General features: G+C 31.7%; 18 protein-coding genes and 2 pseudogenes. 8 read left to right on the top strand and 12 right to left on the bottom strand.

The genetic code is table 11. The features are described 5' to 3' along the window. Positions 1-3 precede the first annotated feature (3 nt). From C3L50_RS02735 to mraZ, 10 genes and pseudogenes are all read right to left on the bottom strand, one after another. Positions 4-495, bottom strand: a pseudogene (locus C3L50_RS02735) (UDP-N-acetylglucosamine--N-acetylmuramyl-(pentapeptide) pyrophosphoryl-undecaprenol N-acetylglucosamine transferase); the annotation flags it as partial. 145 nt (positions 496-640) lie between these two features. Next, positions 641-1,237, bottom strand: a pseudogene (locus C3L50_RS02730) (UDP-N-acetylglucosamine--N-acetylmuramyl-(pentapeptide) pyrophosphoryl-undecaprenol N-acetylglucosamine transferase); the annotation flags it as partial. Positions 1,238-1,271: 34 nt separating this feature from the next. Beyond that, complete coding sequence (locus C3L50_RS02725; RefSeq protein ID WP_103804586.1) at positions 1,272-2,588, bottom strand: FtsW/RodA/SpoVE family cell cycle protein; 1,317 nt, start codon at positions 2,586-2,588, stop codon at positions 1,272-1,274. Positions 2,589-2,664: 76 nt separating this feature from the next. After that, on the bottom strand, positions 2,665-4,002 hold the full coding sequence (murD, locus tag C3L50_RS02720; RefSeq protein ID WP_103804585.1) for a UDP-N-acetylmuramoyl-L-alanine--D-glutamate ligase: 1,338 nt from the start codon (positions 4,000-4,002) through the stop codon (positions 2,665-2,667). Then, entirely contained in the window at positions 4,002-5,231 is a 1,230-nt protein-coding gene (gene mraY / locus C3L50_RS02715; RefSeq protein ID WP_103804584.1) for a phospho-N-acetylmuramoyl-pentapeptide-transferase, read from the bottom strand. Before mraY ends, murD begins: the two co-directional genes overlap by 1 nt. A gap of 6 nt (positions 5,232-5,237) precedes the next feature. Next, entirely contained in the window at positions 5,238-6,701 is a 1,464-nt protein-coding gene (locus tag C3L50_RS02710) for a UDP-N-acetylmuramoyl-L-alanyl-D-glutamate--2,6-diaminopimelate ligase (protein ID WP_165783955.1), read from the bottom strand. Next, complete coding sequence (locus tag C3L50_RS02705) at positions 6,698-8,704, bottom strand: penicillin-binding protein (RefSeq protein WP_103804583.1); 2,007 nt, start codon at positions 8,702-8,704, stop codon at positions 6,698-6,700. The genes C3L50_RS02710 and C3L50_RS02705 overlap by 4 nt, the downstream gene beginning before the upstream one ends. Beyond that, entirely contained in the window at positions 8,695-9,045 is a 351-nt protein-coding gene (locus C3L50_RS02700) for an FtsL-like putative cell division protein (RefSeq protein ID WP_103804582.1), read from the bottom strand. The genes C3L50_RS02705 and C3L50_RS02700 overlap by 10 nt, the downstream gene beginning before the upstream one ends. Before the next feature lie 69 nt (positions 9,046-9,114). Then, complete coding sequence (rsmH, locus tag C3L50_RS02695) at positions 9,115-10,020, bottom strand: 16S rRNA (cytosine(1402)-N(4))-methyltransferase RsmH (RefSeq protein ID WP_207764294.1); 906 nt, start codon at positions 10,018-10,020, stop codon at positions 9,115-9,117. Beyond that, the gene (gene mraZ, locus C3L50_RS02690; RefSeq protein ID WP_103804581.1) at positions 9,998-10,468 is read right to left on the bottom strand and encodes a division/cell wall cluster transcriptional repressor MraZ; all 471 of its coding nucleotides are present in this window, start codon (positions 10,466-10,468) and stop codon (positions 9,998-10,000) included. The genes rsmH and mraZ overlap by 23 nt, the downstream gene beginning before the upstream one ends. A 349-nt stretch (positions 10,469-10,817) precedes the next feature. On the opposite strand from mraZ, the gene C3L50_RS02685 reads away from it, so the two are divergent. Together C3L50_RS02685 and yihA are read left to right on the top strand one after the other, a co-directional pair. Further along, positions 10,818-11,591, top strand: a complete 774-nt coding sequence (locus tag C3L50_RS02685; RefSeq protein ID WP_103804580.1) for an alpha/beta fold hydrolase — start codon at positions 10,818-10,820, stop codon at positions 11,589-11,591. A gap of 19 nt (positions 11,592-11,610) precedes the next feature. Continuing rightward, on the top strand, positions 11,611-12,231 hold the full coding sequence (gene yihA / locus C3L50_RS02680; RefSeq protein WP_103804579.1) for a ribosome biogenesis GTP-binding protein YihA/YsxC: 621 nt from the start codon (positions 11,611-11,613) through the stop codon (positions 12,229-12,231). 72 nt (positions 12,232-12,303) lie between these two features. On the opposite strand, the gene gldC is transcribed toward yihA, so the two are convergent. Together gldC and gldB are read right to left on the bottom strand one after the other, a co-directional pair. Beyond that, the gene (gldC, locus tag C3L50_RS02675; protein ID WP_103804578.1) at positions 12,304-12,642 is read right to left on the bottom strand and encodes a gliding motility protein GldC; all 339 of its coding nucleotides are present in this window, start codon (positions 12,640-12,642) and stop codon (positions 12,304-12,306) included. Continuing rightward, positions 12,632-13,597, bottom strand: a complete 966-nt coding sequence (gldB, locus tag C3L50_RS02670; RefSeq protein WP_103804680.1) for a gliding motility lipoprotein GldB — start codon at positions 13,595-13,597, stop codon at positions 12,632-12,634. The genes gldC and gldB overlap by 11 nt, the downstream gene beginning before the upstream one ends. Positions 13,598-13,741: 144 nt before the next feature. Between gldB and nadE the strand changes: the two genes are divergently transcribed. The 6 genes from nadE (at position 13,742) to C3L50_RS02635 (ending at position 22,638) form a co-directional block, all read left to right on the top strand. After that, positions 13,742-14,548: an NAD(+) synthase gene (nadE, locus tag C3L50_RS02665; RefSeq protein WP_103804577.1), complete on the top strand. Its 807-nt coding sequence runs from the start codon at positions 13,742-13,744 to the stop codon at positions 14,546-14,548. A gap of 86 nt (positions 14,549-14,634) precedes the next feature. After that, a complete protein-coding gene (locus C3L50_RS02660) occupies positions 14,635-15,264 on the top strand; it encodes a response regulator transcription factor (protein WP_103804576.1) in 630 nt (209 codons plus the stop codon). A 292-nt stretch (positions 15,265-15,556) separates the two neighbouring features. After that, positions 15,557-16,186 carry a response regulator transcription factor gene (locus C3L50_RS02655; RefSeq protein ID WP_103804575.1) on the top strand — a complete coding sequence of 210 codons (630 nt, stop codon included), beginning with the start codon at positions 15,557-15,559 and terminating at the stop codon, positions 16,184-16,186. A 293-nt stretch (positions 16,187-16,479) separates the two neighbouring features. Beyond that, positions 16,480-17,109, top strand: a complete 630-nt coding sequence (locus C3L50_RS02650) for a response regulator transcription factor (RefSeq protein WP_103804574.1) — start codon at positions 16,480-16,482, stop codon at positions 17,107-17,109. A 190-nt stretch (positions 17,110-17,299) separates the two neighbouring features. Then, positions 17,300-18,091 (top strand): DUF3050 domain-containing protein, encoded by a 792-nt coding sequence (locus tag C3L50_RS02645; protein WP_103804573.1) that lies wholly within the window; start codon positions 17,300-17,302, stop codon positions 18,089-18,091. A 974-nt stretch (positions 18,092-19,065) separates the two neighbouring features. Beyond that, a complete protein-coding gene (locus C3L50_RS02635; protein WP_103804571.1) occupies positions 19,066-22,638 on the top strand; it encodes a PAS domain-containing sensor histidine kinase in 3,573 nt (1,190 codons plus the stop codon). The last annotated feature ends 5 nt before the right edge of the window (positions 22,639-22,643 follow it).

The following is a 22,643-nucleotide window of genomic DNA, read 5'->3' as shown; positions in this document are numbered from 1 at the left end:
TTGTTATTTTATCAATTTCACTATTTCGTCAACAATTTGTTTTGTTGCGTTTGGCAATGCTAATTGTTTGATGTTTTTGCTCAACAATTCTTGTTTTCCGCTATCTTTCAAAAGGGCTTCAAATACGATGCTGAATTGCGATTCTAATTCTGATTCCTTTAGCATTAATGCTCCTTTTTGATCAACAATTGATTTTGCGTTTTTGGTTTGATGATCCTCGGCAACATTGGGTGATGGAATAAAAATCACAGGTTTTCCAACGATGCACAATTCTGAAACCGATGAGGCTCCAGCTCGAGAAATTACAATATCGGCAGCGGCATAAACCAAATCCATTCGATCAATGAAATCTAAAACTTGAACGGTATTTGATTTGTATTTCTTATAATCTTCAAAGTATAATTTTCCGCATTGCCAGATTACTTGAACATCTAAGGTTTTGAAATTAGCTAATTCTTTTTCAATTAATTGGTTAATTCTTCTTGCGCCAAGGCTTNAACTTGAACGGTATTTGATTTGTATTTCTTATAATCTTCAAAGTATAATTTTCCGCATTGCCAGATTACTTGAACATCTAAGGTTTTGAAATTAGCTAATTCTTTTTCAATTAATTGGTTAATTTTTTTAATGATACGGCGANTCCACCGAGAATCAAAACCGTTTTTTTATTGGCATCTAAGTTGAAATGTTGTATGGCTTGATTTTTTTTGCTTTCAATGTCAATTAAATCTTGACGAACTGGATTTCCTGTTAAAATCATTTTCTCTTTTGGAAAAAAATGTTCTAAGTTTTCGTAAGCCACACATATTTTATGGGCTTTCTTGCTCAATAATTTATTGGTTATTCCGGGGTATGAATTTTGTTCCTGAATTAGTGTTGGAATATGCAACATATTTGCCATTTGCAAAAGTGGGCCAGAAGCAAAGCCTCCGGTTCCAATTACTACATCGGGTTTAAAGTTTTTGATTATTGTTCTAGATTTCCATAAACTGTCTATTAATTTGAATGGAAACATAGCGTTTTGCAAGGTCAATTTTCGTTGTAAACCTGCAATCCAAAGACCTTTTATTTCATAACCAGCTTGAGGAACTTTTTGCATTTCCATTTTGTCTTTGGCACCTACAAAAAGAAATTCGGCAGTAGGAAATCGTGATTTTAGTTCATTGGCAATCGCAACAGCAGGGTAGATGTGTCCACCGGTTCCGCCACCACTTAATATGAATTTTAATTTTTTCATTTTTCCTAAAATTTAATGGGAATACCCAAAATGATTATTTATTCAAAACGGCATTCATTGGATTTGCTGAATTATCCTCGATAGAATAATTTTCAGTTTCTGCATCAGTGCTAATGGAGTTTTCCTCGTTATTTTCGTCTTCTAATTGTTTGTCTATTAATTTTTGCAAGGCAGCATCTCTTTTTGCTTTGTCGCTTATTTCTTGTGCAATTTCTTCTTCTTTTTTGGTTACATTGATGATGATTCCTAAGGCAATACACGTCATCCAAATAGAACTTCCACCACTACTAATTAGGGGTAATGTTTGACCTGTTACGGGCAATAATTCTACTGCAACACACATGTTAATCATGGCTTGAAAAATCATTGGAAATCCGAGTCCAACTACTAAAAGTTTTCCGAATACAGTATTGGCTTTGTGAGCAGCAATGACGAATCTAAAAAACAATAATAAATACAAAAGCAAGACGCCAAAACCACCTATTAAACCGTATTCTTCGACGATTATGGCATAAATAAAATCGGAAGAGGATTGTGGTAAAAAGTGTTTTTGTACACTTTTCCCAGGACCAAGACCGTAAATTCCACCAGATGCAATTGCTATTTTAGCCTTTTCTATTTGATAATCATCTTCGCCGGGTTTGTTTTTGCTGAAATTTTCTACCCTACTTTTCCATGTTTCCACTCTACTAAATAATCGGGATTCTGGAAATGCTTTTGCTAGCAAAATGAAAAGTAATAAGGCTGCAATTCCAAAACCGATTATATATGCTAAATACTTTAAAGGATATTGGCCAACAAAAGTTAGCATCAAAACCATTAGGAATATCAAGGACGCAGTCGAAAAATTGGCAGGTAGAATTAAGGCTAATGTTATGAAAACGGGTAGCCAAAGTTCGATTAATGATGTTTTAAAATCGATTTCTTCTTCTCGTTTTTTTGATAAATAGCGTGCAACAAATATAAATAATACAATTGCTGCTACAGTTGAAGTCTGGAATGATACACCAATAAAAGGTATTTGAATCCATCTACTGGCGTTAGCACCAGCGATTACTGTTCCTTTTATCATAGTAATGGCTAACAAAATCCAAACTACTGGAAGGAGAAATAAAGAGATTCCTCTGTAATAATGAAACGGTACTTTGTGAATTCCAAAGATAATTAGTAATCCAATAAATATGTGGGCTAAATGTTTTAGTAAATAACTAATAGTGTTCCCTGTACCTTGTCCGATGTAGGCCAAATTACTACTCGCACTAAAAACAGGCATAAACGAAAACAAAGCTAATAAAGCCACGAATGTCCATATTACTTTGTCTCCTTTTAAATTGTTTATTAGTTCTTTCATGTTTTGGGTTTTGGGTTTTGGGTTTTAGGTCTTGGGGTTTTTAGAATTGTCCAACACCTAATGCCTAAAACCTATTTTACAAATGCTTAACTGCTTGTTTAAATTGATTGCCTCGGTCTTCGTAGTTTTCGAATAAATCGAAGCTGGCGCAGGCTGGGGATAACAATACCGTATCTCCTTTTTCAGACAATCTTTGAGCCATTTTCACGGCATCTTCCATATTGTTAACTTCAATCATCATATCTACAACGTTTCCAAAAATGTCTATAATTTTTCTGTTGTCAACACCCAAACAGATAATTGCTTTTACTTTTTCGCGAACTAATGACATTAATTCATTGTAATCATTTCCTTTGTCAACACCCCCTACAATCCAAACCGTTGGGGTATTCATACTGTCTAAAGCAAAGAAAGTTGCGTTTACATTAGTAGCTTTTGAATCGTTGATGTATTGTACATTTTGAATTTTCAATACTTTTTCTAAACGATGTTCAACCCCTTGAAAATTGGATAAACTTTCTCTAATGGTTGCATTTCTAATTTTCATCAATTTTGCTACAGAAGTTGCTGCCATTGCATTTTTCATATTATGCTTTCCTTCAAGTGCCATAGTTTCGGTTTCCATTGTGAATTCTTCCTCGTTGATGATGTTTACTTCCATTGTTTTTTCTTTTATAAAGGCTCCTATTTCGAATGTTTTTGTTAGCGAAAAAGGAATTAATTGAGCTCTTGTTTTATTGTTTTTTAACCATTCTGCGATTGCTTCGTCATCTGCGTCATAAATGAGATAATCTTCTTCAGTTTGGTTCATTGTGATTCTAAATTTAGAATCAATATATTTTTCATATTTGTAATCATATCGGTCTAAATGATCTGGACTGATATTGGTAATTATTGCAATATGTGGCTTGTAATTGATGATTCCGTCCAACTGAAAACTACTTAATTCCAGCACATAACTATCAAATTTATCTTCGGCAACTTGCCAAGCAAAACTCTTTCCGATATTTCCTCCTAAAGCGACATTCAATCCCGCCGATTTTAGCAAGTGATAGGTTAGCATTGTTGTTGTTGTCTTGCCGTTACTTCCAGTTATTCCTATTGTGATTGCTTTTGTAAAGGGTGCTGCAAACTCAATTTCTGAAAGTATTGGGATACCTTTTTCGATCAATTTTTTTACAATTGCCGATTTTTTTTCTGGAATACCAGGGCTTTTCATCACCACATTAGCATTCAAAATCAGTTCTTCTGTGTGCTTTTCTTGCTCCCAAGCAATATCGTTATCGATAAGAACTTTTTTGTATTTGTCTTTTATTTTTCCAAAATCAGATACAAAAACGTCATATCCTTTTTTCTTACCAAGAATTGCAGTTCCAACACCACTCTCGCCTCCTCCTAAAACTACTAATCTCATTATCTTAACTTTAAGGTTACGATGGATAAAATGGCTAGCATTATGGCTACAATCCAAAAACGGGTTACGATTTTACTTTCGTGATAGCCTTTCTTTTGATAATGATGATGCAGTGGCGCCATCAAAAACACTCTTCGTCCTTCGCCAAAGCGTTTTTTGGTGTATTTAAAATAGGCAACCTGCAAAACCACTGAAAAATTTTCGACTAAAAATATTCCACACAATAGCGGAATTAGTAATTCTTTTCGAACTGCAATGGCTAAAACAGCAATAACACCACCTATGGTTAAGCTCCCTGTGTCACCCATAAAAACTGTTGCTGGATAGGAATTGTACCAAAGAAAACCAATTAATGCTCCAACAAATGCTGAAATAAATACTGTCATTTCACCAGAATAGGGGATATACATAATATTTAAGTAATTTGAAAAAATCATATTACCTGAAACAAAAGTGAAAATACCCAAGGCTAGCACCGAAACTGCCGAGGTTCCAGCAGCAAGGCCATCTATTCCGTCGGTTAGATTGGCTCCGTTAGATACCGCTGTGATAATAAAAATGACCATCGGAATAAATATTAACCAAGCCCATTTTTCATAACCATCTCCTGTCCAGGCTAATATTTCGGCATAGTCAAAAGAGTTGTTCTTGAAAAATGGAATAGTTGTAGCAGTTGATTTTTCGTAAACTGGGGCTTGTTTTATAACATTTTCTGAAACTGTTCTTGAGATTTCACTTTTTGGAGTATCAGTTCTTATGGTAACCATAGGGTTGAAATACAGTATCGAACCAACAATTAAACCTAAACCAACTTGTCCAAAAACTTTGAAAATGCCTTTTAATCCTTCTTTGTCTTTTTTGAATATTTTGATATAGTCATCTATGAAACCAATTGTTCCCATCCACAAAGTGGTTACAACTAGCAACACTATGTAAATGTTTTGGAGTTTAGCAAAAAGAAAAACAGGTATTAAAGTGGCAAAAATAATAATCAATCCACCCATTGTTGGGGTTCCTGCTTTTTCGTTTTGACCTGCTAAACCCAATTCGCGGACCGACTCCCCGATTTGTTGTTTTCTTAAAAACCCAACCACTCTTTTACCATAAATAGTAGATAGAAGCAAGGAAAGCATAAATGCTAAAGCCGATCTAAAGGTGATGTATTGAAAAACTCCCGCTCCTGGAAAGTCGATAGTTTTGTCTAAATATTCAAATAAGTAGTATAGCATAATTAGTTATTTGTTGAGTTTTTCTAAAAGTTCCGTTACTGTTTCCATATCGTCAAAATGATGACGAACTCCATTAATTTCTTGATAGGTTTCGTGCCCTTTTCCTGCAATTAAGATAATATCATTGGGCTGAGCCAATTGACAAGCTGTTTTTATCGCTTGCTTTCTGTCGGTTATTGATAATGATTTTTTGTAATTTTGAGGGGCAACCCCTTGTTCCATTTCGTTGATAATTTCCTCCGGAATTTCATTTCTGGGATTGTCTGAAGTTAGGATGGTTTTATCACTAAGCTCAGTAGCGATGTTGGCCATTATTGGGCGTTTGGCCTTGTCTCTGTTGCCTCCACAGCCTACAACTGTTATTAATTGTTCGTTTTTAGTACGAATGTCATTAATCGTTTTTAGCACATTTTCCAAGGCATCAGGTGTATGAGCATAATCTACAATAGCGGTAATATTCGAATTAGAAACTATAAATTGAAAACGTCCCGAAACACTTTCTAAATCGGATAATAATCGAAGTACTTCTAAATTTTCCAATCCTAATTCAATGGCTGTTCCGTAGATTGCCAAAAGATTGTAGGCATTGAATGTTCCAATTAATTTCACCCAAACTTCGTTTCCGTTTATTTTTAATAACAAACCCGACAATTGGTTTTCTAAGATTTGAGCTTTATAGTCAGCATATGATTTTAGAGCGTATGTTAGTTTTTTTGCAGCGGTGTTTTGCAACATTACTGCTCCATTTTTGTCGTCGATATTGGATAAAGCGAAAGCTGTTTTTGGTAAATTGTCGAAAAAAGATTTTTTCACATCACGATATTCAGCAAAAGTGGGGTGGTAATCCAAATGATCGTGTGATAAATTGGTGAATATTCCACCTGCAAAATGCAAGGCCTCGGTGCGTTTTTGATGAATTCCGTGCGAACTCACTTCCATAAAACAATATTCAACACCAGCCTCTGTCATTTCTTTCAAATAATGATTGATTGTGATAGAATCGGGAGTGGTGTGAGTTGCTTTATATTCAATAGTATCAACCAAAATTTTTACGGTTGAAAGCAATCCTACTTTGAAACCTGCTTTTTTAAATAGTTGATACAATAATGAAGCAATAGTTGTTTTGCCATTAGTTCCAGTAATGCCTACTAATTTCAAGTTTGAAGACGGATTGCCAAAATAATTAGCTGCCATGAAAGCCAATGCTTTATTAGTGTCTTTTACTTGAATATAGGTTATGCCACTTATGAGGTTTTCTGGAAAAGTATCACAAACTACAGCAATAGCCCCCAAATTGATTGCTTTTTCTATATAGTCGTGACCGTCTGAAATGCTACCTCTAATGGCTACAAATACATCATTCGCTTCCATTTTTCTGGAATCAAAATCCAATTTATTGATAGCGATATCTGTCGAACCTTTTACAGCTTCGATAGCGACTTTATATATTATTTCTTTTAAAACAATCACGATAATTCTAGTGTTATAGTTGTGTTTTTTTCTAAGGGCTCTCCGGCTTGAATAGATTGTTTTTTTACTTTACCAATGCCAATTATTTTTACTTTCATTCCTAAATTTCCAAATAAAGCAACAGCATCCATTCCTGACATTCCTTTTACATTTGGAATTTTTGAAGGTTGTTGTTTTTGAGATTTTGTATAAAAAGCATCATATTCTTTCTCTTGTTTTTGAATTTTCCTGTCAATATTTTTTATTTCGTTTGTAGAAGGAGCATCTGTAAATATTTTTTGTGCAATTCTTTTAAAAACGGGTCCAGCAACATCGGCACCATAATAATTGTTGTTTATTGTGCTTGGTTTATGAACCACCACTATACAAGAATATTTTGGGCTTTCTGCTGGAAAATAGCCTACAAATGATGAAGCATAATATTTTTCAGAACCTCCATTTTTGGCATAATTTACTTGTGCTGTTCCTGTTTTTCCTGCCATCGAAAAGTCTTTGGAATAAAGTCCTTTTCCAGTTCCTTTTTTTACAACATTTTGTAAAACGGCTTTTAATTTCAAGATGGTTTCTTTAGAACAAATTTTAGGATTCATCACCACTTTGTCATATTTTTTGATGGATGTATCCCATTGTTTAATTTCGGAAACAATTTGAGGCTTAACCATTTCGCCGTTATTGGCAACAGCATTATAGAAAGTGAGTGTTTGCAAAGGGGTTACAGAAACTCCATAGCCAAAAGCCATCCAAGGAAGTGAAAGGTTAGACCAGTTTTTGTCACTAGGTTGTGGTATAAATGGTTTGCCTTCGCCTTTGAATTCTAATCCTAATTTTTTATTCAATCCAAAGGAGTTAATGTGATTTACAAATTGTGATGGATTGTTTTTGTAATTATTATAAACCGCTTGAACCATTACGGTATTCGATGACACTTCAAATCCGCGAGCTAATGAAATTTTGCCATATCCACCCTCATGAGAATCTCTTACCGATTTTCCAGAATATTTGATAATACCACCGTAAGTATTGAAAACGGTACTTGTGTCAATTTTTTTATCTTCTAAAAGAATCATTAGATCCACAAGTTTGAATGTAGAACCAGGTTCGTGTGATTCGGTGTAGGCATAATTCGTGGTTTCAAAATAGGATCTATCATCATGTCTTCCTAGATTTGAAATAGCTTTAATTTTCCCAGTTTTAGTTTCCATAACAACTACACAACCATGGTCTGCTTGGTACAATTCTAATTGCTTTAGCAAGGCATGATGGGCAATGTCTTGAATATAAACGTCTATTGTTGATATTACATCATAGCCATCTTGTGGGTCTATTTGGTTCGCATCACTTATAGGTTTCCATTGCCCTTTTGCAATTTTTTGTTTTAAAACCTTTCCGTCTTTTCCGTTTAAGTATTTTCGGTATGCCCATTCAATTCCTTTTCCATCGGGCATTCCGTTGGGATTTTTTCTTTCGTAACCAATAGTTCTTTCTGCTATTTCACCAATAGGATGTTCTCTTACGGTTTCTTGTTCTACAATAATTCCACCTTTGAAAGGTCCCAATTTAAATAGAGGAAAACCTTTAATTTTCATAAATTCGGTATAACTCAAGTCGCGAGCTATTAAATAATATCTGTTTTTGTTGGCTCTGGCTTTTCGTAATTCGTTTAAATAGAAATAGCTAGGTTTACTCAATAGGAGAGATAATGAATCTGCCAATGATTTTACATTTTTATCAAAAGCTTCTGCCTTTGGAGCAACAGCATCAAATCGTATTTCGTAATTTGGAATTGAAGTTGCCAAAAGGCTTCCGTCTGCTGAATATATATTTCCTTTATTGGCTGGAAGCACAAAATTTTTAACCGTTCTGTCTTTGGCTAATTTTCTGTAATAATCTCCTTCGACCCATTGGATATTAGTTAATTTTATGGCAATAGCTAGTGCCAACATAAAAATGATGGTTGCTATTATATAAATTCTGTAGGATATTTTTTTATCTTCTACTGCCATATTTTTTGAAAGAAATTTTTATCTTCTATTACTTTTTTAACCTTTATTTTGGTAGGCGGAACTGTCGATGGAAAAATTTGTTTTTCGGCTACTTTAGCTGAAACTGTCGATTCCATTTTTAGTTTCATTAATTCTGAACGGCGATCTACAAATTCCGAACGAAGTTCTTTTACCTTGTTGTTTAGTTCAGCAATCTTGAATATTTTTTGTTCAAATCGTTGCGTGTTGGCAATCATAATAATGGCAAGAACAATCAAAAAGATGATGAAACGCCAGTTTTTCATGGAGTCATCTTCTATAAGAAACTTTGCCTTCAATATGCTGTAAACCCCGTTTTTCATTGAAAATTTGAACCCTGAAAGGGAATTTGTTTTTGTTATTTAATTTTTTCTTGAATCTTAAATTGACTTTTATATTTTTTCGGCAATTCTTAATTTGGCACTTCTTGCTCTATTATTGGTTTTGATTTCGGCATCATCTGGAACAATCAATTTTCCAATAGTTTTGAATGGAACCGAAAAATTTCCAAAAAAATCACGCTCAGGTTCTCCTTCAAACATTCCGTTTTTCATAAATCTTTTTACCAATCGGTCTTCTAATGAGTGGTAAGAAATCACGCTTAGTCTTCCGCCAGGGTTTAATATTTCTAAGGATTGTTCGAGAAATTCTTTTAAAACATCCATTTCTTGATTGACTTCAATTCGAATGGCTTGATAGATTTGTGCCAGTATTTTATTTCGAACTCTTTCGGGTAAATATTTTGCTAAAACGTCTTTTAGTTCGTCTGTGGTTTTAATTGGGTGATGTTCTCTAGCTTCTACAATTGTTCTTGCCAAAGCAGGAGCATTTTTTAATTCTCCATAATCCAAAAACACTCTTTTCAAATTAATGTCGTCATATTCGTTGACAATTCTATAGGCATTCAGGTCGTTTTTTTGACTCATTCTCATGTCCAGTTCGGCATCAAAACGAGTAGAAAAACCTCTTTCTGCAACATCAAATTGATGAGATGAAACACCTAGGTCGGCCAAAATTCCGTCCACACTTTTTACACCATAAAAGCGCAAAAACCTTTTTATAAACCTGAAATTCTCATTAATAAGCGTAAATCTTTCGTTTGCCAAAGCATTGGCCAAGGCATCTTCGTCTTGGTCAAAAGCAAATAATTTTCCGTTTGGTCCCAATCTTTTCATGATTTCTTTCGAATGCCCGCCACCACCAAATGTTACGTCAACATAGATGCCGTCTGGTTTGATATTCAAACCATCAACCGTTGGATGAAGTAAAACAGGATTATGATATTCCATGGTCGTCATTTGTGTTTCCCATTACTTCTTCGGCTAAATCTGCAAAATCTACATCTTCGCCGCTTATTGATTTCTCATATAACTCTTTGTCCCAAATCTCAACGATATTTACTGCGGACGAAAACACAACGTCTTTTGAAATATTGGCGAAAACCACCAAGTCTTTCGGTACCAATAATCTTCCTAAAGCATCGATTTCGACCATTTTTACACCAGCGGTAAAACGGCGGATGAAGTCGTTGTTTTTCTTTACGAAACGGTTGAGTTTGTTGATTTTTTGCATCATCAAATCCCATTCTTCCATAGGATACAATTCTAAACAAGGTTGAAAAACAGAACGCTTCAAAACAAAACCGTTTTGAAGTGAAGTAGCCAATTGCTTTTTCAAAGGTGCGGGCATTAAAATCCTTCCTTTGGCATCGACTTTACATTCGTATGTTCCTACAATTGTGTTCAATTGATTTGTTTATAATGATGATGAGCAAAAATATAAAAATAATTACCACAATTTACCACTATCTACCACATTGTTAATAAGTTTTACCACTTCAAGCCGAGAATCCTTAGTTTTTAGTCAATCAAGATGTTAGCTGTGGTTTTGTCTCTGATTATGAATGATAGATTTATGTGTAAATTTTATAAGTAAAAACTTTAAAATAGTATTTAATTTTCAATTCTGTTCTGAGTTATTTTAGAAGAACTGGGTGATGAGTGGGAAGAAAAAAATGATAAAATTTGATTTCAAGAATTTTTTTTAATTTTTTAAAGACTATCTTTGTAGCAATTCAAAATTTGCGATAAATCGTATGGAAAAATACTTTAAGAAAGAAGGTCGATATAGCTATTATGAAGCTGGAGAAGGAACCCCAATTGTGGTCTTGCACGGTTTAATGGGAGGTTTGAGCAACTTTGACGCTGTTGCAAGCTATTTTTCTGAAAAAGGATACAAAATTGTCATTCCAGATTTGCCTATTTATACCCAAAGTATTTTGAAAACCAATGTCAAAGCTTTTGCAAGATATGTAAAGGATTTTATCACTTTCAAAGGATTTGATAGAGTGATTTTGTTGGGAAATTCGCTAGGAGGTCATATCGCATTATATCACACCAAGATGTATCCTGAAAAAGTAGCTGGACTTGTATTGACTGGAAGTTCAGGTCTTTATGAAAGTGCTATGGGCGATAGTTATCCAAAAAGAGGGGATTATGAATACATCAAAAAGAAAGCCGAAGCGGTTTTTTATGATCCTGCAATGGCTACCAAAGAATTGGTGGACGAGGTTTATGCATCAGTAAATGATAGAATAAAATTGATTAAAACATTGACAATTGCCAAAAGTGCCATTCGACATAACATGGCAAAAGATTTGCCAAAAATGCATGTTCAAACCTGTTTGATTTGGGGGAAAAACGACAGTGTAACGCCGCCAAATGTTGCCGAAGAATTTAACGAATTATTGCCAAACGCTACTTTGTATTGGATAGACAAATGTGGTCATGCTGCTATGATGGAGCATCCTGATGAGTTTAATCGTTTATTGGAAGATTGGTTGACACACACCCATTTGAAAGCGCATTAAAAAATAGTACCTCCAAATAATGAAAATTAACACAGCTGAATTTATTGTAAGCAACTCTGAAGTTGACAAATGTCCGAAGGATTTTTTGCCAGAGTATGCTTTTATAGGTCGATCCAATGTTGGGAAATCATCATTGATTAATATGCTGACCAATCATAAAAATTTGGCCAAAACATCGGGAAGACCTGGAAAAACTCAATTGATAAATCATTTCAAAATCAATAACAATTGGTTTTTGGTCGATTTGCCAGGTTATGGTTATGCTAAGGTTTCGAAGAAAACAAAATCTGTTTTTCAGCAATTCATCACCGATTATTTCGAAAAAAGAGAACAATTAGTTTGTGCTTTTGTCTTAATTGATATTCGTCACGAAGCCCAAAATATTGATATTGAATTTATGGAATATATGGGCGAAAGCGAAATTCCGTTTTGCATTATTTTTACCAAAGCCGACAAGATTAGTAAGGTAAAAATAGATTCGCATATTGCTGCTTACAAAAAGAAAATGTTTGCCAACAATTGGGCCGAAATGCCTCAATATTTTGTTACTTCAGCAACAGAAATGACCGGAAAAGATGAGGTTTTGACTTTTATTGATGAAGTAAATCAAGAGGTTTTCAAGAATAATAGTGAGTTTTAAAAGATAAATTCCAAAAGATATGAATCCCAAATTCCAATTACAATAAATTGAAATTTGGGATTTTTTATTTTTTTATTTCGCCTTCAACTCCAATTTCTCTGCAAAATAATCGCAAAAATCCTGCATTGTAGCCGACATTTTTTCATCGCCAGTTGCTCGCTGAAACGTTTCGGTCATAGAAAGCAAGGTTTGATGAAAGAATATTTTCATTTCATCGACCGACATATCTTTGGTCCACAATTCGATACATTTTGTAGCTCTTTCATCGCTGTTCCAAACCGAAAGCATAAAGGCTTTTGCACTTTCTAATTCTACACCACCTTCAACGGCAGCCCATGATAATTTTTCAGGAACACGATTTTCGTCTAATTCGACATTTATTTTAATTTCGGAGGTGTTTTTATTCGCCATCTTTTTTGGGTTTGTATTTAGATTTTTCAAATAATTCTTTGGCATTCATTTGCAACATTTTTTCTAACGGAACATCATTGTTTTTCATAAAAGAACGCACCATTTGCCAGCCTATCCAAGTGGAAACTCTTCCTGGAGATTCGTTGTCAATTTCTAAATAAAATTTAGAAAATGGAGCAGGATTTATGAAGCGATTATTTAGTTTTTGATCATCGCTATACAGCATTTGGTTTTCTAGAAAATACCGCCACATATACCCTTCGTTTTCTACACACCATTTGTTTTGTTCGAGCGTGTATCCTATTTTGTCGGCATCGCTATATTCTGGCAAAAGTATGTCTTTTAGATACAATTGTTTCCCGAAATAAACCATTTGACTCAACAAATTTTTGTTGGTAATTGGTGCGATTTTTTGTATCGAAAAACTCGAAACAACATCAGGAAGAATTTGTTTTGGTTCGAAATTTTGTTTCAAATAATTGGGAAATTGGTAAAATTTATGGTCTTTTCCCAAATATAATTCTAGTGAAATGATGACTAAACTATCAGTGTAAATCACCTTGTTATTATAATCCATTTCAGAGATTACAGTGATTACTTTTGGCGTTTTGTTCTCAGGGAAATAATATTTAATATGTTTGAAAAGCGAATTTAGCTCTTTTGTAACTGGGCCAAAATCAGAATATTTTTTTTGAACCTCGGTGTATAATTCTCTCCACAAAGGATTTTGCATTTTTTCTAGCCAAACAGTATCGTCATTCCCTGGCGGAAAAAAGAAAGGGTATTGTTTTTTTAATTGTCCCAAATTTTCGGGCTTTGTCTCGAAAAACAATTTGTCAAAACGTTCTACCTTAATTTCTAAAGGGATTTCTGCGACCTTTTTTTCGATTTTTGTTTTCTTGTCGCAAGAAACGAAAGCGAATGTTAGTGCAATTAGTATAATTAATTTTTTCATTTTTATTTTTTTTGGCAACTATATCGATGTAAATGGGTTTCTTTTCACAAAAAAGAAAAGAATAAAAAGGATAACGATAATAGCTCCCGAAAATTATTATTTTTGCAAATATACAATACCTACATTTTAAAAACCCAAACTATTATGTCTAAAATAAGTACGCTTCAGGTTGAAAATGCAAACGCATATATTGTGAATTGGTTAAAAACCTATGCTGAAAATGCAAAAGTAAATGGTTTTGTTATTGGAATTTCTGGCGGAGTTGATTCGGCAGTGACATCTACACTTTGTGCACAGACTGGTTTGGCTACTTTGTGTGTAGAAATGCCTATTCATCAAGCGCCAAGTCAAGTGAGTCGTGGTCGTGAACATATTGAGCAATTGAAAAAAAGATTCTCAAATGTGACTAATGTTGAGGCTGATTTGACTGCTGTTTTTGATACTTTTAAAACTATTGTTCCTCAAGTTGATAATTTGGATATAGTAAATTTGTCTTTGGCTAACACACGTGCCCGAATCCGAATGACAACTTTGTATTATTTTGCTGGAATTCACGGACTTTTGGTGGCTGGAACAGGAAATAAAGTAGAAGATTTTGGAGTTGGTTTTTATACCAAATATGGAGATGGCGGAGTCGATTTGAGTCCAATTGCCGATTTAATGAAATCGGATGTTTATGCTTTGGGAAGTTATTTAAAAATTCCAAATTCAATTTTGCAAGCTTCACCAACCGATGGATTGTTTGGAGATGATCGAACAGATGAAGATCAGCTTGGAGCTAGTTATGACGAACTAGAGTGGGCCATGCTCGAAGACGATAAAGGAAATGTTTCTGATGATTTTTCTGGACGAGAAAAAGAAGTATTTGATATTTATAAGAAATTGAATACAATAAATCAACATAAAATGACTGAAATACCAGTTTGTTGCATTCCAAAAGATTTTAAGTAGTATTTTTCTATTGATTAGTAAAAAAGTAAAGAATTTTTTATTAACTTTACTCATTAGTAAGTACTGCAATTCTAAAATTTAATATTATGATAAAAGTTTGTTTAGCAAATAATCATCCCGTAGTGCATTTTGGGGTAAAATCGTACTTTAAAGATCACGATGATATTTCGATTGTAGCCAACGTTGGGAATTTTTTAATGGTAAGAGACATTCTTCTTACAAAGGAGATTGATGTGTTGATCTTAGATCTAGAATTAGAGGGTCTAGCAAGTATTTTTGAGGTCAAAAATATTTTAAAGAATTTTCCTAAAACTAAGATTATCATTTTTAGCGATTTATCAGAACAAATATATGCGCCAAATGCTATTAAAGCAGGAGTTTCAGGATATGTTTCTCAGAAAGAGAAATTAGAAACTTTGGGTCAAGCAATTGTGAAGGTCAATCAAGGAAAGATAATTATCGATGAAACGGTTAAGAAAAATCTTGCTCTAATTGCTAAGCAAAATAAAAGTGAGCGCTTGTATCGTAAACTGTCTAATCGCGAGGTAGAGGTTTTACGCTATTTGAGCGATGGTAAGAAAAACAATGAGATTTCTAAAATTTTGGGACTTAATGAAAAAACAATAAGTACTTATAAATTAAGATTATTGCAAAAATTGAATGTTACCAATTTAGTAGATTTGGTAAACAAGGCCAAAACACTGGAGATTGTGTAGATTTTAAGATAGCTTTTTATATTTAATAAAGATACTATTCAATAAATTGACTCTCTAATCAGAATTTAATTCTGATTAGAGAGTTTTTTATTTTCTGGAAACAAGGTGAACGAGGAATCTATTTTGTTGAAAGTATTAATTAAATTTAGTTTTCTAGTTTTTTATAAACATAATACTTAAATGAAAATTTTATGGCATACGTCATTTTTTTTAACTCTATCATAACTATCATAGACATTACGGGAATTTTAAATAAGTTTATACTTTATAAATAATTTAAATATCTGAAAAAATGATAAAAGTTTGTATAGCAAATAACCATCCGGTAGTGCATTTTGGAGTAAAATCATATTTTAAAGATCACGATGATATTTCAATTGTAGCCAATGTTGGAAATTTTTTGATGGTAAGAGATATTCTTCTTACAAAGGAGATTGATGTGTTGATCATAGATCTAGAATTAGAAGGTCTAGCAAGTATTTTTGAGGTCAAAAACATTTTAAAGAATTTTCCTAAGACTAGGATTATTATTTTTAGCAATTTATCAGAACAAGTATATGCACCAAATGCCATAAAAGCAGGGGTTTCAGGATATGTTTCTCAGAAAGAGAAATTAGAAACCTTGGGTCAAGCAATTGTGAAGGTCAATCAAGGAAAGATAATTATTGACGAAACGGTTAAGAAAAATCTTGCTCTAATAGCTAAGCAAAACAAAAACGAACGCTTGTATCGTAAACTGTCTAATCGTGAGGTGGAAGTTTTACGCTATTTGAGCGATGGTAAGAAAAACAACGAGATTTCTAAAATTTTGGGTCTGAATGAAAAAACAATAAGTACTTATAAATTAAGATTATTGCAAAAATTGAATGTTACCAATTTGATAGATTTAGTAAACAAGGCTAAAACACTTGAGATTGTGTAGATTTTAAGATGGCTTTTTATATTTAAAAATAGATACATTTTCAATAAATTGACTCTCTAATCAGAATTTAATTCTGATTATGAGAGTTTTTTATTTTTCTGGAAACAAGGTGAACGAGCAATCTATTTTGTTGAAAGCATAAATTTAATTTAGTTTTCAGTTTTTTTTAATACTAATACTTAAATGAAAATTTTATGGCAAACGTCATATTTTTTAACTCTATCATAACTATCATAGACATTACGGGAATTTTAAATAGGTTTATACTTTATAAATAATTAAACATCTGAAAAATGGTAAAAGTTTGTATCGCAAATAACCATCCGGTAGTACATTTTGGAGTAAAATCATATTTTAAAGATCAAGATGATATTTCAATTGTAGCCAATGTTGGAAATTTTTTGATGGTAAGAGATATTCTTCTTACAAAGGAGATTGATGTGTTGATCTTAGATCTAGAATTAGAGGGTCTAGCAAGTATTTTTGACGTTAAAAATATTTTAAAGAATTTTCCTAAAACTAGGGTTGTTATTTTTAGCAATTTATCAGAACAAATATATGCGCCAAATGCAATAAAAGCAGGAGTTTCAGGATATGTTTCTCAGAAAGAGAAATTAGAAACTTTGGGTCAAGCAATTGTGAAAGTCAATGAAGGAAAGATAATTATTGACGAAACGGTTAAGAAAAATCTTGCTCTAATAGCTAAGCAAAACAAAAACGAGCGCTTGTATCGTAAACTGTCTAATCGTGAGGTGGAAGTTTTACGTTATTTGAGTGATGGTAAGAGAAACAAAGAGATTTCTAAAATTTTGGGTCTGAATGAAAAAACAATAAGTACTTATAAATTAAAATTATTGCAAAAAATGAATGTTACCAATTTGATAGATTTAGTAAACAAGGCTAAAACACTTGAAATAATTTAATGCATAGTATAATTTCGATTGAAAATTTAGAAAATTTGACGTTAAACCTAATGGTTTTAACTGCTGTGTTTATTTGGTTTGGCTGAGTTGATAACTTTTAATTTTAACAAGAATTTTAAAAAGTAAAAATAACGTCTGACTTAATTACATTTTTTTCATTTACAAGACAAATCTAAAACGATAAAAAAACATGAATAATAGAATAGAACATTTGCGAAGTGTAATAGAGCCTTTAAGGAAAGAAATAATTAATCATAAAGTTTACTCATCGATTAAAGATATTCATGACTTAAAAGTATTCATGGAATATCACATATATGCTGTTTGGGATTTTATGTCTTTACTTAAAACTTTACAGAATAACTTGACCTGCACATCAGTGCCTTGGTATCCTAAATGCTCTGCAGAAACGAGATATTTAATAAACGAAATTGTTGTTGGTGAAGAATCCGATGTGGATATGTATGGTAAACGAATCAGTCATTTTGAGTTGTACTTAGATGCCATGACACAGTGTGGAGCCGACACATCAGGTATTAATATATTTATTAAAGAATTAGAAAAAAAATTAGATTTTAATACAGCTTTTGTTGAATCTCAGACAAAAGAGGCAGCGGCTGAATTTGTTGATTTTACATTTAAAATTATTAATAGTAATAAGCCATATTTACAGGCAGCAGTATTCACCTTTGGGCGTGAAGATTTAATTCCAGAAATGTTTTTATCTGTTATAAATGAAGTATATAAAAATTTTCCAAATGAAATTTCAATTTTTAAATACTATATAGAAAGACATATTGAGGTTGATGGTGCGAATCACAGCCATCTTGCTCTTGAAATGACTTCTAATCTTTGTGAAGATAATGAACAAATATGGACAGAAGTAGAAGATGCTGTAATCCAATCCTTAAAAAAAAGAATTGTACTATGGGATGGAATTTACAATCAACTTGAAGAGAAATCGGCAATAGCTAATAGATGAGAATTAATCTAAAAGAAATAATCGTTAGAAATTGTCTAATAGCTTCAAGAAATTACTCAAAATAATTAATAAAAATGATTATTTAGTAATAATCCATTGACCATAAATTGGGCTCAGTTCTATCAGACTTTTGATATGTTGATATTGATTTTTTTTTATTCAATTATTATTCAACTTTCATACTTTTTTTAGATTGGTTTAACTCAGTAATTGTCGAACACAATTGTAGATCAAAAATTAAATTTTTAAAGAATTCTTCACAATAGAATTTTAGATTAATTTTATTTAATCAAGAAACTGTCAAATTAAAAGTGATTATTTAGAAATTTAACTTTTTAAAAAAATTAAGATAAATAAGATAATTTATCAAATTCACTTTTCGTAAGTTTTATTTTTCTAAAGTTCAATCCTACAAAATTTATCAAAATTTCGTACGAATATTTACTAACAAAAAAACTCGAACAGATTATTGATGAAGTTACTAATCTCAAAATATTTTGAATTAAATCTTGAAGAAGGAATAAATAATTTATCAAAAAATAAATCGTTAATGTTGAGATTATTATAAAATAATTTAAAAAAAAGTTTCTCTTTTTAATTATTCTAACATTAGAAACATTATCTAAATCTATGCTCAATAATGAATCATCGAAATTGACTTTGTGTACATTTTTATTGAAACATTTTTTTATATCTTGTACTGCCATAACTCTTAATTTAACTTATTTTGTTCTGATGCTAATTTCCGTAAAAAGAAACTAAATTATATTATATTTTTTATACAAGGATGTCTATGACTGATAAATTGAAAAAATTGATTAATAATTTATTTAACCTAATTTTAAAAAATAGTTCAAATAATTGTATAAGCGAATAGAGTATAAACATTAATTATATAAATTTATTAAATGAAAAATCATTCGTTTTATTTGCCATACAAATTCAGGATATATTTCACTAAACTATAAGTAAAAATGAAAACTTCGGAAGAAATCTCTAATTCAGCTTTAGTAAAGCTGTTCGATTCAAATCAAAATACTTTTAAATTTTTATTTGATTCTACTTTATGCTTTCTAGCTAATATTTGCGAACTATCGGAGGTGTTCATTTCCATAAAATTAGAAAATGAGGAGTTGAATAAACTAAAAAATACAGCAGAAAATTTTAATAACTATATTGATATCGAATTCTATAAGGAATTAATTAACAAACAAGAAATTATAGTTTCAAGTGAAGAAAATTCATATTACAACTCTCAATTAGAAGGCTACAAGAATGAGTTTTTGTTTTTTGAACGTTTTTTAATACACTCAACAAATAAGCTAGTTTCAATTAATCTATGTATTCTAAATAAAGAGAAAAAGGAGCTTAGCCCAAAAGAATTAAAAATTATTAAACAGTCTGTTCTTCAATTAGAATCAATATTTGATTTGTGGTTAAAAAATTTAGAATTGAAAATGCAGTTAACTGAAAAAAAATTGCAATTTGAATCTTTTGTTGACAATTCAAATGAAATTATTTATGAATTAAATTTAGAAGGTTTAATTACTTATGTTTCTGATAACTGGACTCAATCTGTAGGTCACGAAGTCAATGAGGTAATCGGTAAAAGCAATTCAGAATTCGTTCATCCCGAAGATATTGAAAAATGTTATGATTTTTTAAGTAACATTAAATTAAATGTAAAAAACAACGAAGAGATTATTTATAGAGTTTTACACAAAAAAGGATACTATGTTTGGCACTCTACAAAGGTTAATTTGATTGAAAAAAACAATCAACAGTTTTATATTGGAAATTGTAGGGATGTTACTGAATATATCGAAACAGAACATAAACTCAAAACGCAAAAAGATTTTTATGAAACCATTCTGGATCGATTGCCAACAGATGTAGCTGTATTCGATTCTAAACATAAGTATATTTATTTAAATCCAATAGCTATTCAAAACAATGAACTTAGGAAATTTATTATTGGAAAAGATGATTTTGAATATGCTATCCATACCAATCGAAATAATACTTTTGCTACTGATAGGTTTAATAAATTCAATAATGCACTTCAAAATAAAAGTACAATTGCTTGGGAAGAAGAATTAAAGAAACTTAATGGAGAAGTAACATATCATAATAGAAAATTCACTCCTGTTTTTAATGAGGATGGGACTCTAAAAATTATGATTGGTTTTAGCGTGGACATCACTGAAAGTAAAAAGGCACAAAATGAAATTTTAAAAAGTAGGCAACTCACCAAAAGTATTATTGAAAATGTAGCTGTCGGAATTTTAGTTCAAGGCCCTAATTCAGAAATAATAGAAAATAACATTGCTGCATGCGAGATGCTAGGACTAACACAAGATCAACTTTTAGGTAAGACTTCATTTGACAAATATTGGTCGGTTATTAATGAAGACGGCTCTGATTTTAAACCTGAAAACCACCCAGTACCACAGGCAATAAAGTATTTAAAGCCTATAAATAACATAGTAATGGGTGTCCATCGACCAATTCATAAAGATTTGATTTGGTTATTGGTTGATGCAATACCTGTTTTTGGAGAACAGCAACAGCTGCTTTATGTAATATGTTCTTTCAACGATATCACTTCTCAAAAAAAGACCGAAGAAGAATTAAAAGTAAGTAATGAGCGTTTTACATATGCTACTAAAGCTACTTCTGATGTGATTTGGGACTGGGATTTTATTACTGATACGATATTTATGGGGGATAATTTTACAGAACTTTTTGGACATCAGTTTAGCAATAAAAATAATATTTTATCAGCTCAACAATGCGAGAGTTATATTCATCCAGAAGATTTAGAAAAAGTAAACAAAAAATTAGATTTAATTTTACTTGAAGATTCAACAAAAAAATGGAATGACGAATATCGCTATAGAAATGCAGATGGATCTTATTCCTATGTAAAGGAAAAAGCACACATTATACGAAATAAAAAAGGCAAAGCTATTCGTATGATTGGGGCTTTAAGTGATATTACTCTTGAAAAAAAATTAAAAGATGAACTGTTAAGTAGTGAAGAGAAATTTAAAGGAGCTTTTGAATATTCTTCAATTGGTATAGGTTTGGTAGATAATGAAGGTTTTTGGATTGATGCCAATGCGCAATTATGCAATATATTAGGCTATTCTAAAGATGAATTAAAATCATTAACATTCATGGAATTAACTCATCCAGATGATATAGAGAATGATTTATTGAACAAAGAAAGATTAGTTGCTAATGAAATACCTTTTTTTCAAATAGAAAAAAGATACTTAGATAAAAATAAAAAAATTATTTGGACAAATTTATCCGCTTCGACTGTTAGAAATAAAAATGGAGAAATTATTTATTTTATTGCACAAGTCATAGATATCACTGAGAGGAAAAAAGTTGAAAAAGAAAACAGTCTTTTGCAAGAAGAGAATAATAGAAATAGGAATATTCAACTTAATGAAGCTAAAAATCTATACCGCTTATTAGCTGATAATACTATAGATTTAGTGTGTTTACATGACTTAAAAATGACATTTGAGTATGTGTCACCTTCAGTAAAAGCATTACTAGGTTTGAATCCTGAGGATTTTATAGGGAAAACACCTACGGACTTTGCCCATCCTGATGATGTTGAAGGAATGACAAATGATATGCATGATTTTATTTCTGGAAATCTAATTACCCCAATTCAGTACCGTTATTTAAATTCAACTGGCGAATATGTTTGGCTTGAAACTATAGCCAAAATAGTTTTTGAAAATGAAATACCTGTAAAAATTCAAACTAGTACAAGGGATATTTCAATAAGAAAAGAGGCAGAATCTGTAATCGAAAAAACACTCAAACAAGAACGAGAATTAAATGAATTGCGCACCAATTTAGTTTCTACTATTTCTCATGAGTTTAGAACACCAATGACCACTATTCGAACAAGCGCTGAATTGATTGAAATGTATATTGAAGATCAAAATTGTAGCAATAGTAATCAACTAAGGAAACAAATAAATAGAATTATAGGCGAAATAGATCGAATTATTGAATTAATGAATGCGGTTTTAATCATATCTAAAGATGATTCCAAAAAAACCAATTACAAACCTATACTTTTTGATTTGAAGGAGCTTTGTATAAACATCATCGAAACTAGTTTCAGCAATAATAAAGACAATCGTAATGTGGAATTTTATTTTGAAGGAAAAAAATTTCAAGTTTTTGCTGATAAAAACTTAATAGAATATGCTATTTTTAACCTTTTAAATAATGCTTTCAAATATTCTCAAGATTGTGGAAATGTAATAATGAAATTAATTAATACTGAATCTGAAATTCAAATTGAAATTATAGATTTTGGTATTGGAATTCCTGAAAAAGATCAACCAAAACTTTTTAATACTTTCTTTAGAGCAAGTAATACAAATGGAATTGTAGGCACAGGATTAGGTCTTTATATCGTCAAAACATTTGTAGAGAGAAATTCTGGAATTATTAAATTAGAAAGTCAACTTGGAAAAGGAACTAAAGTAATCGTAGTATTGCCTAAAATCTAAATTAA

This window comes from Flavobacterium alvei, from assembly GCF_002920895.1.
Lineage (GTDB): Bacteria > Bacteroidota > Bacteroidia > Flavobacteriales > Flavobacteriaceae > Flavobacterium > Flavobacterium alvei.
This window is presented reverse-complemented; position numbering and strand designations above follow the sequence as displayed.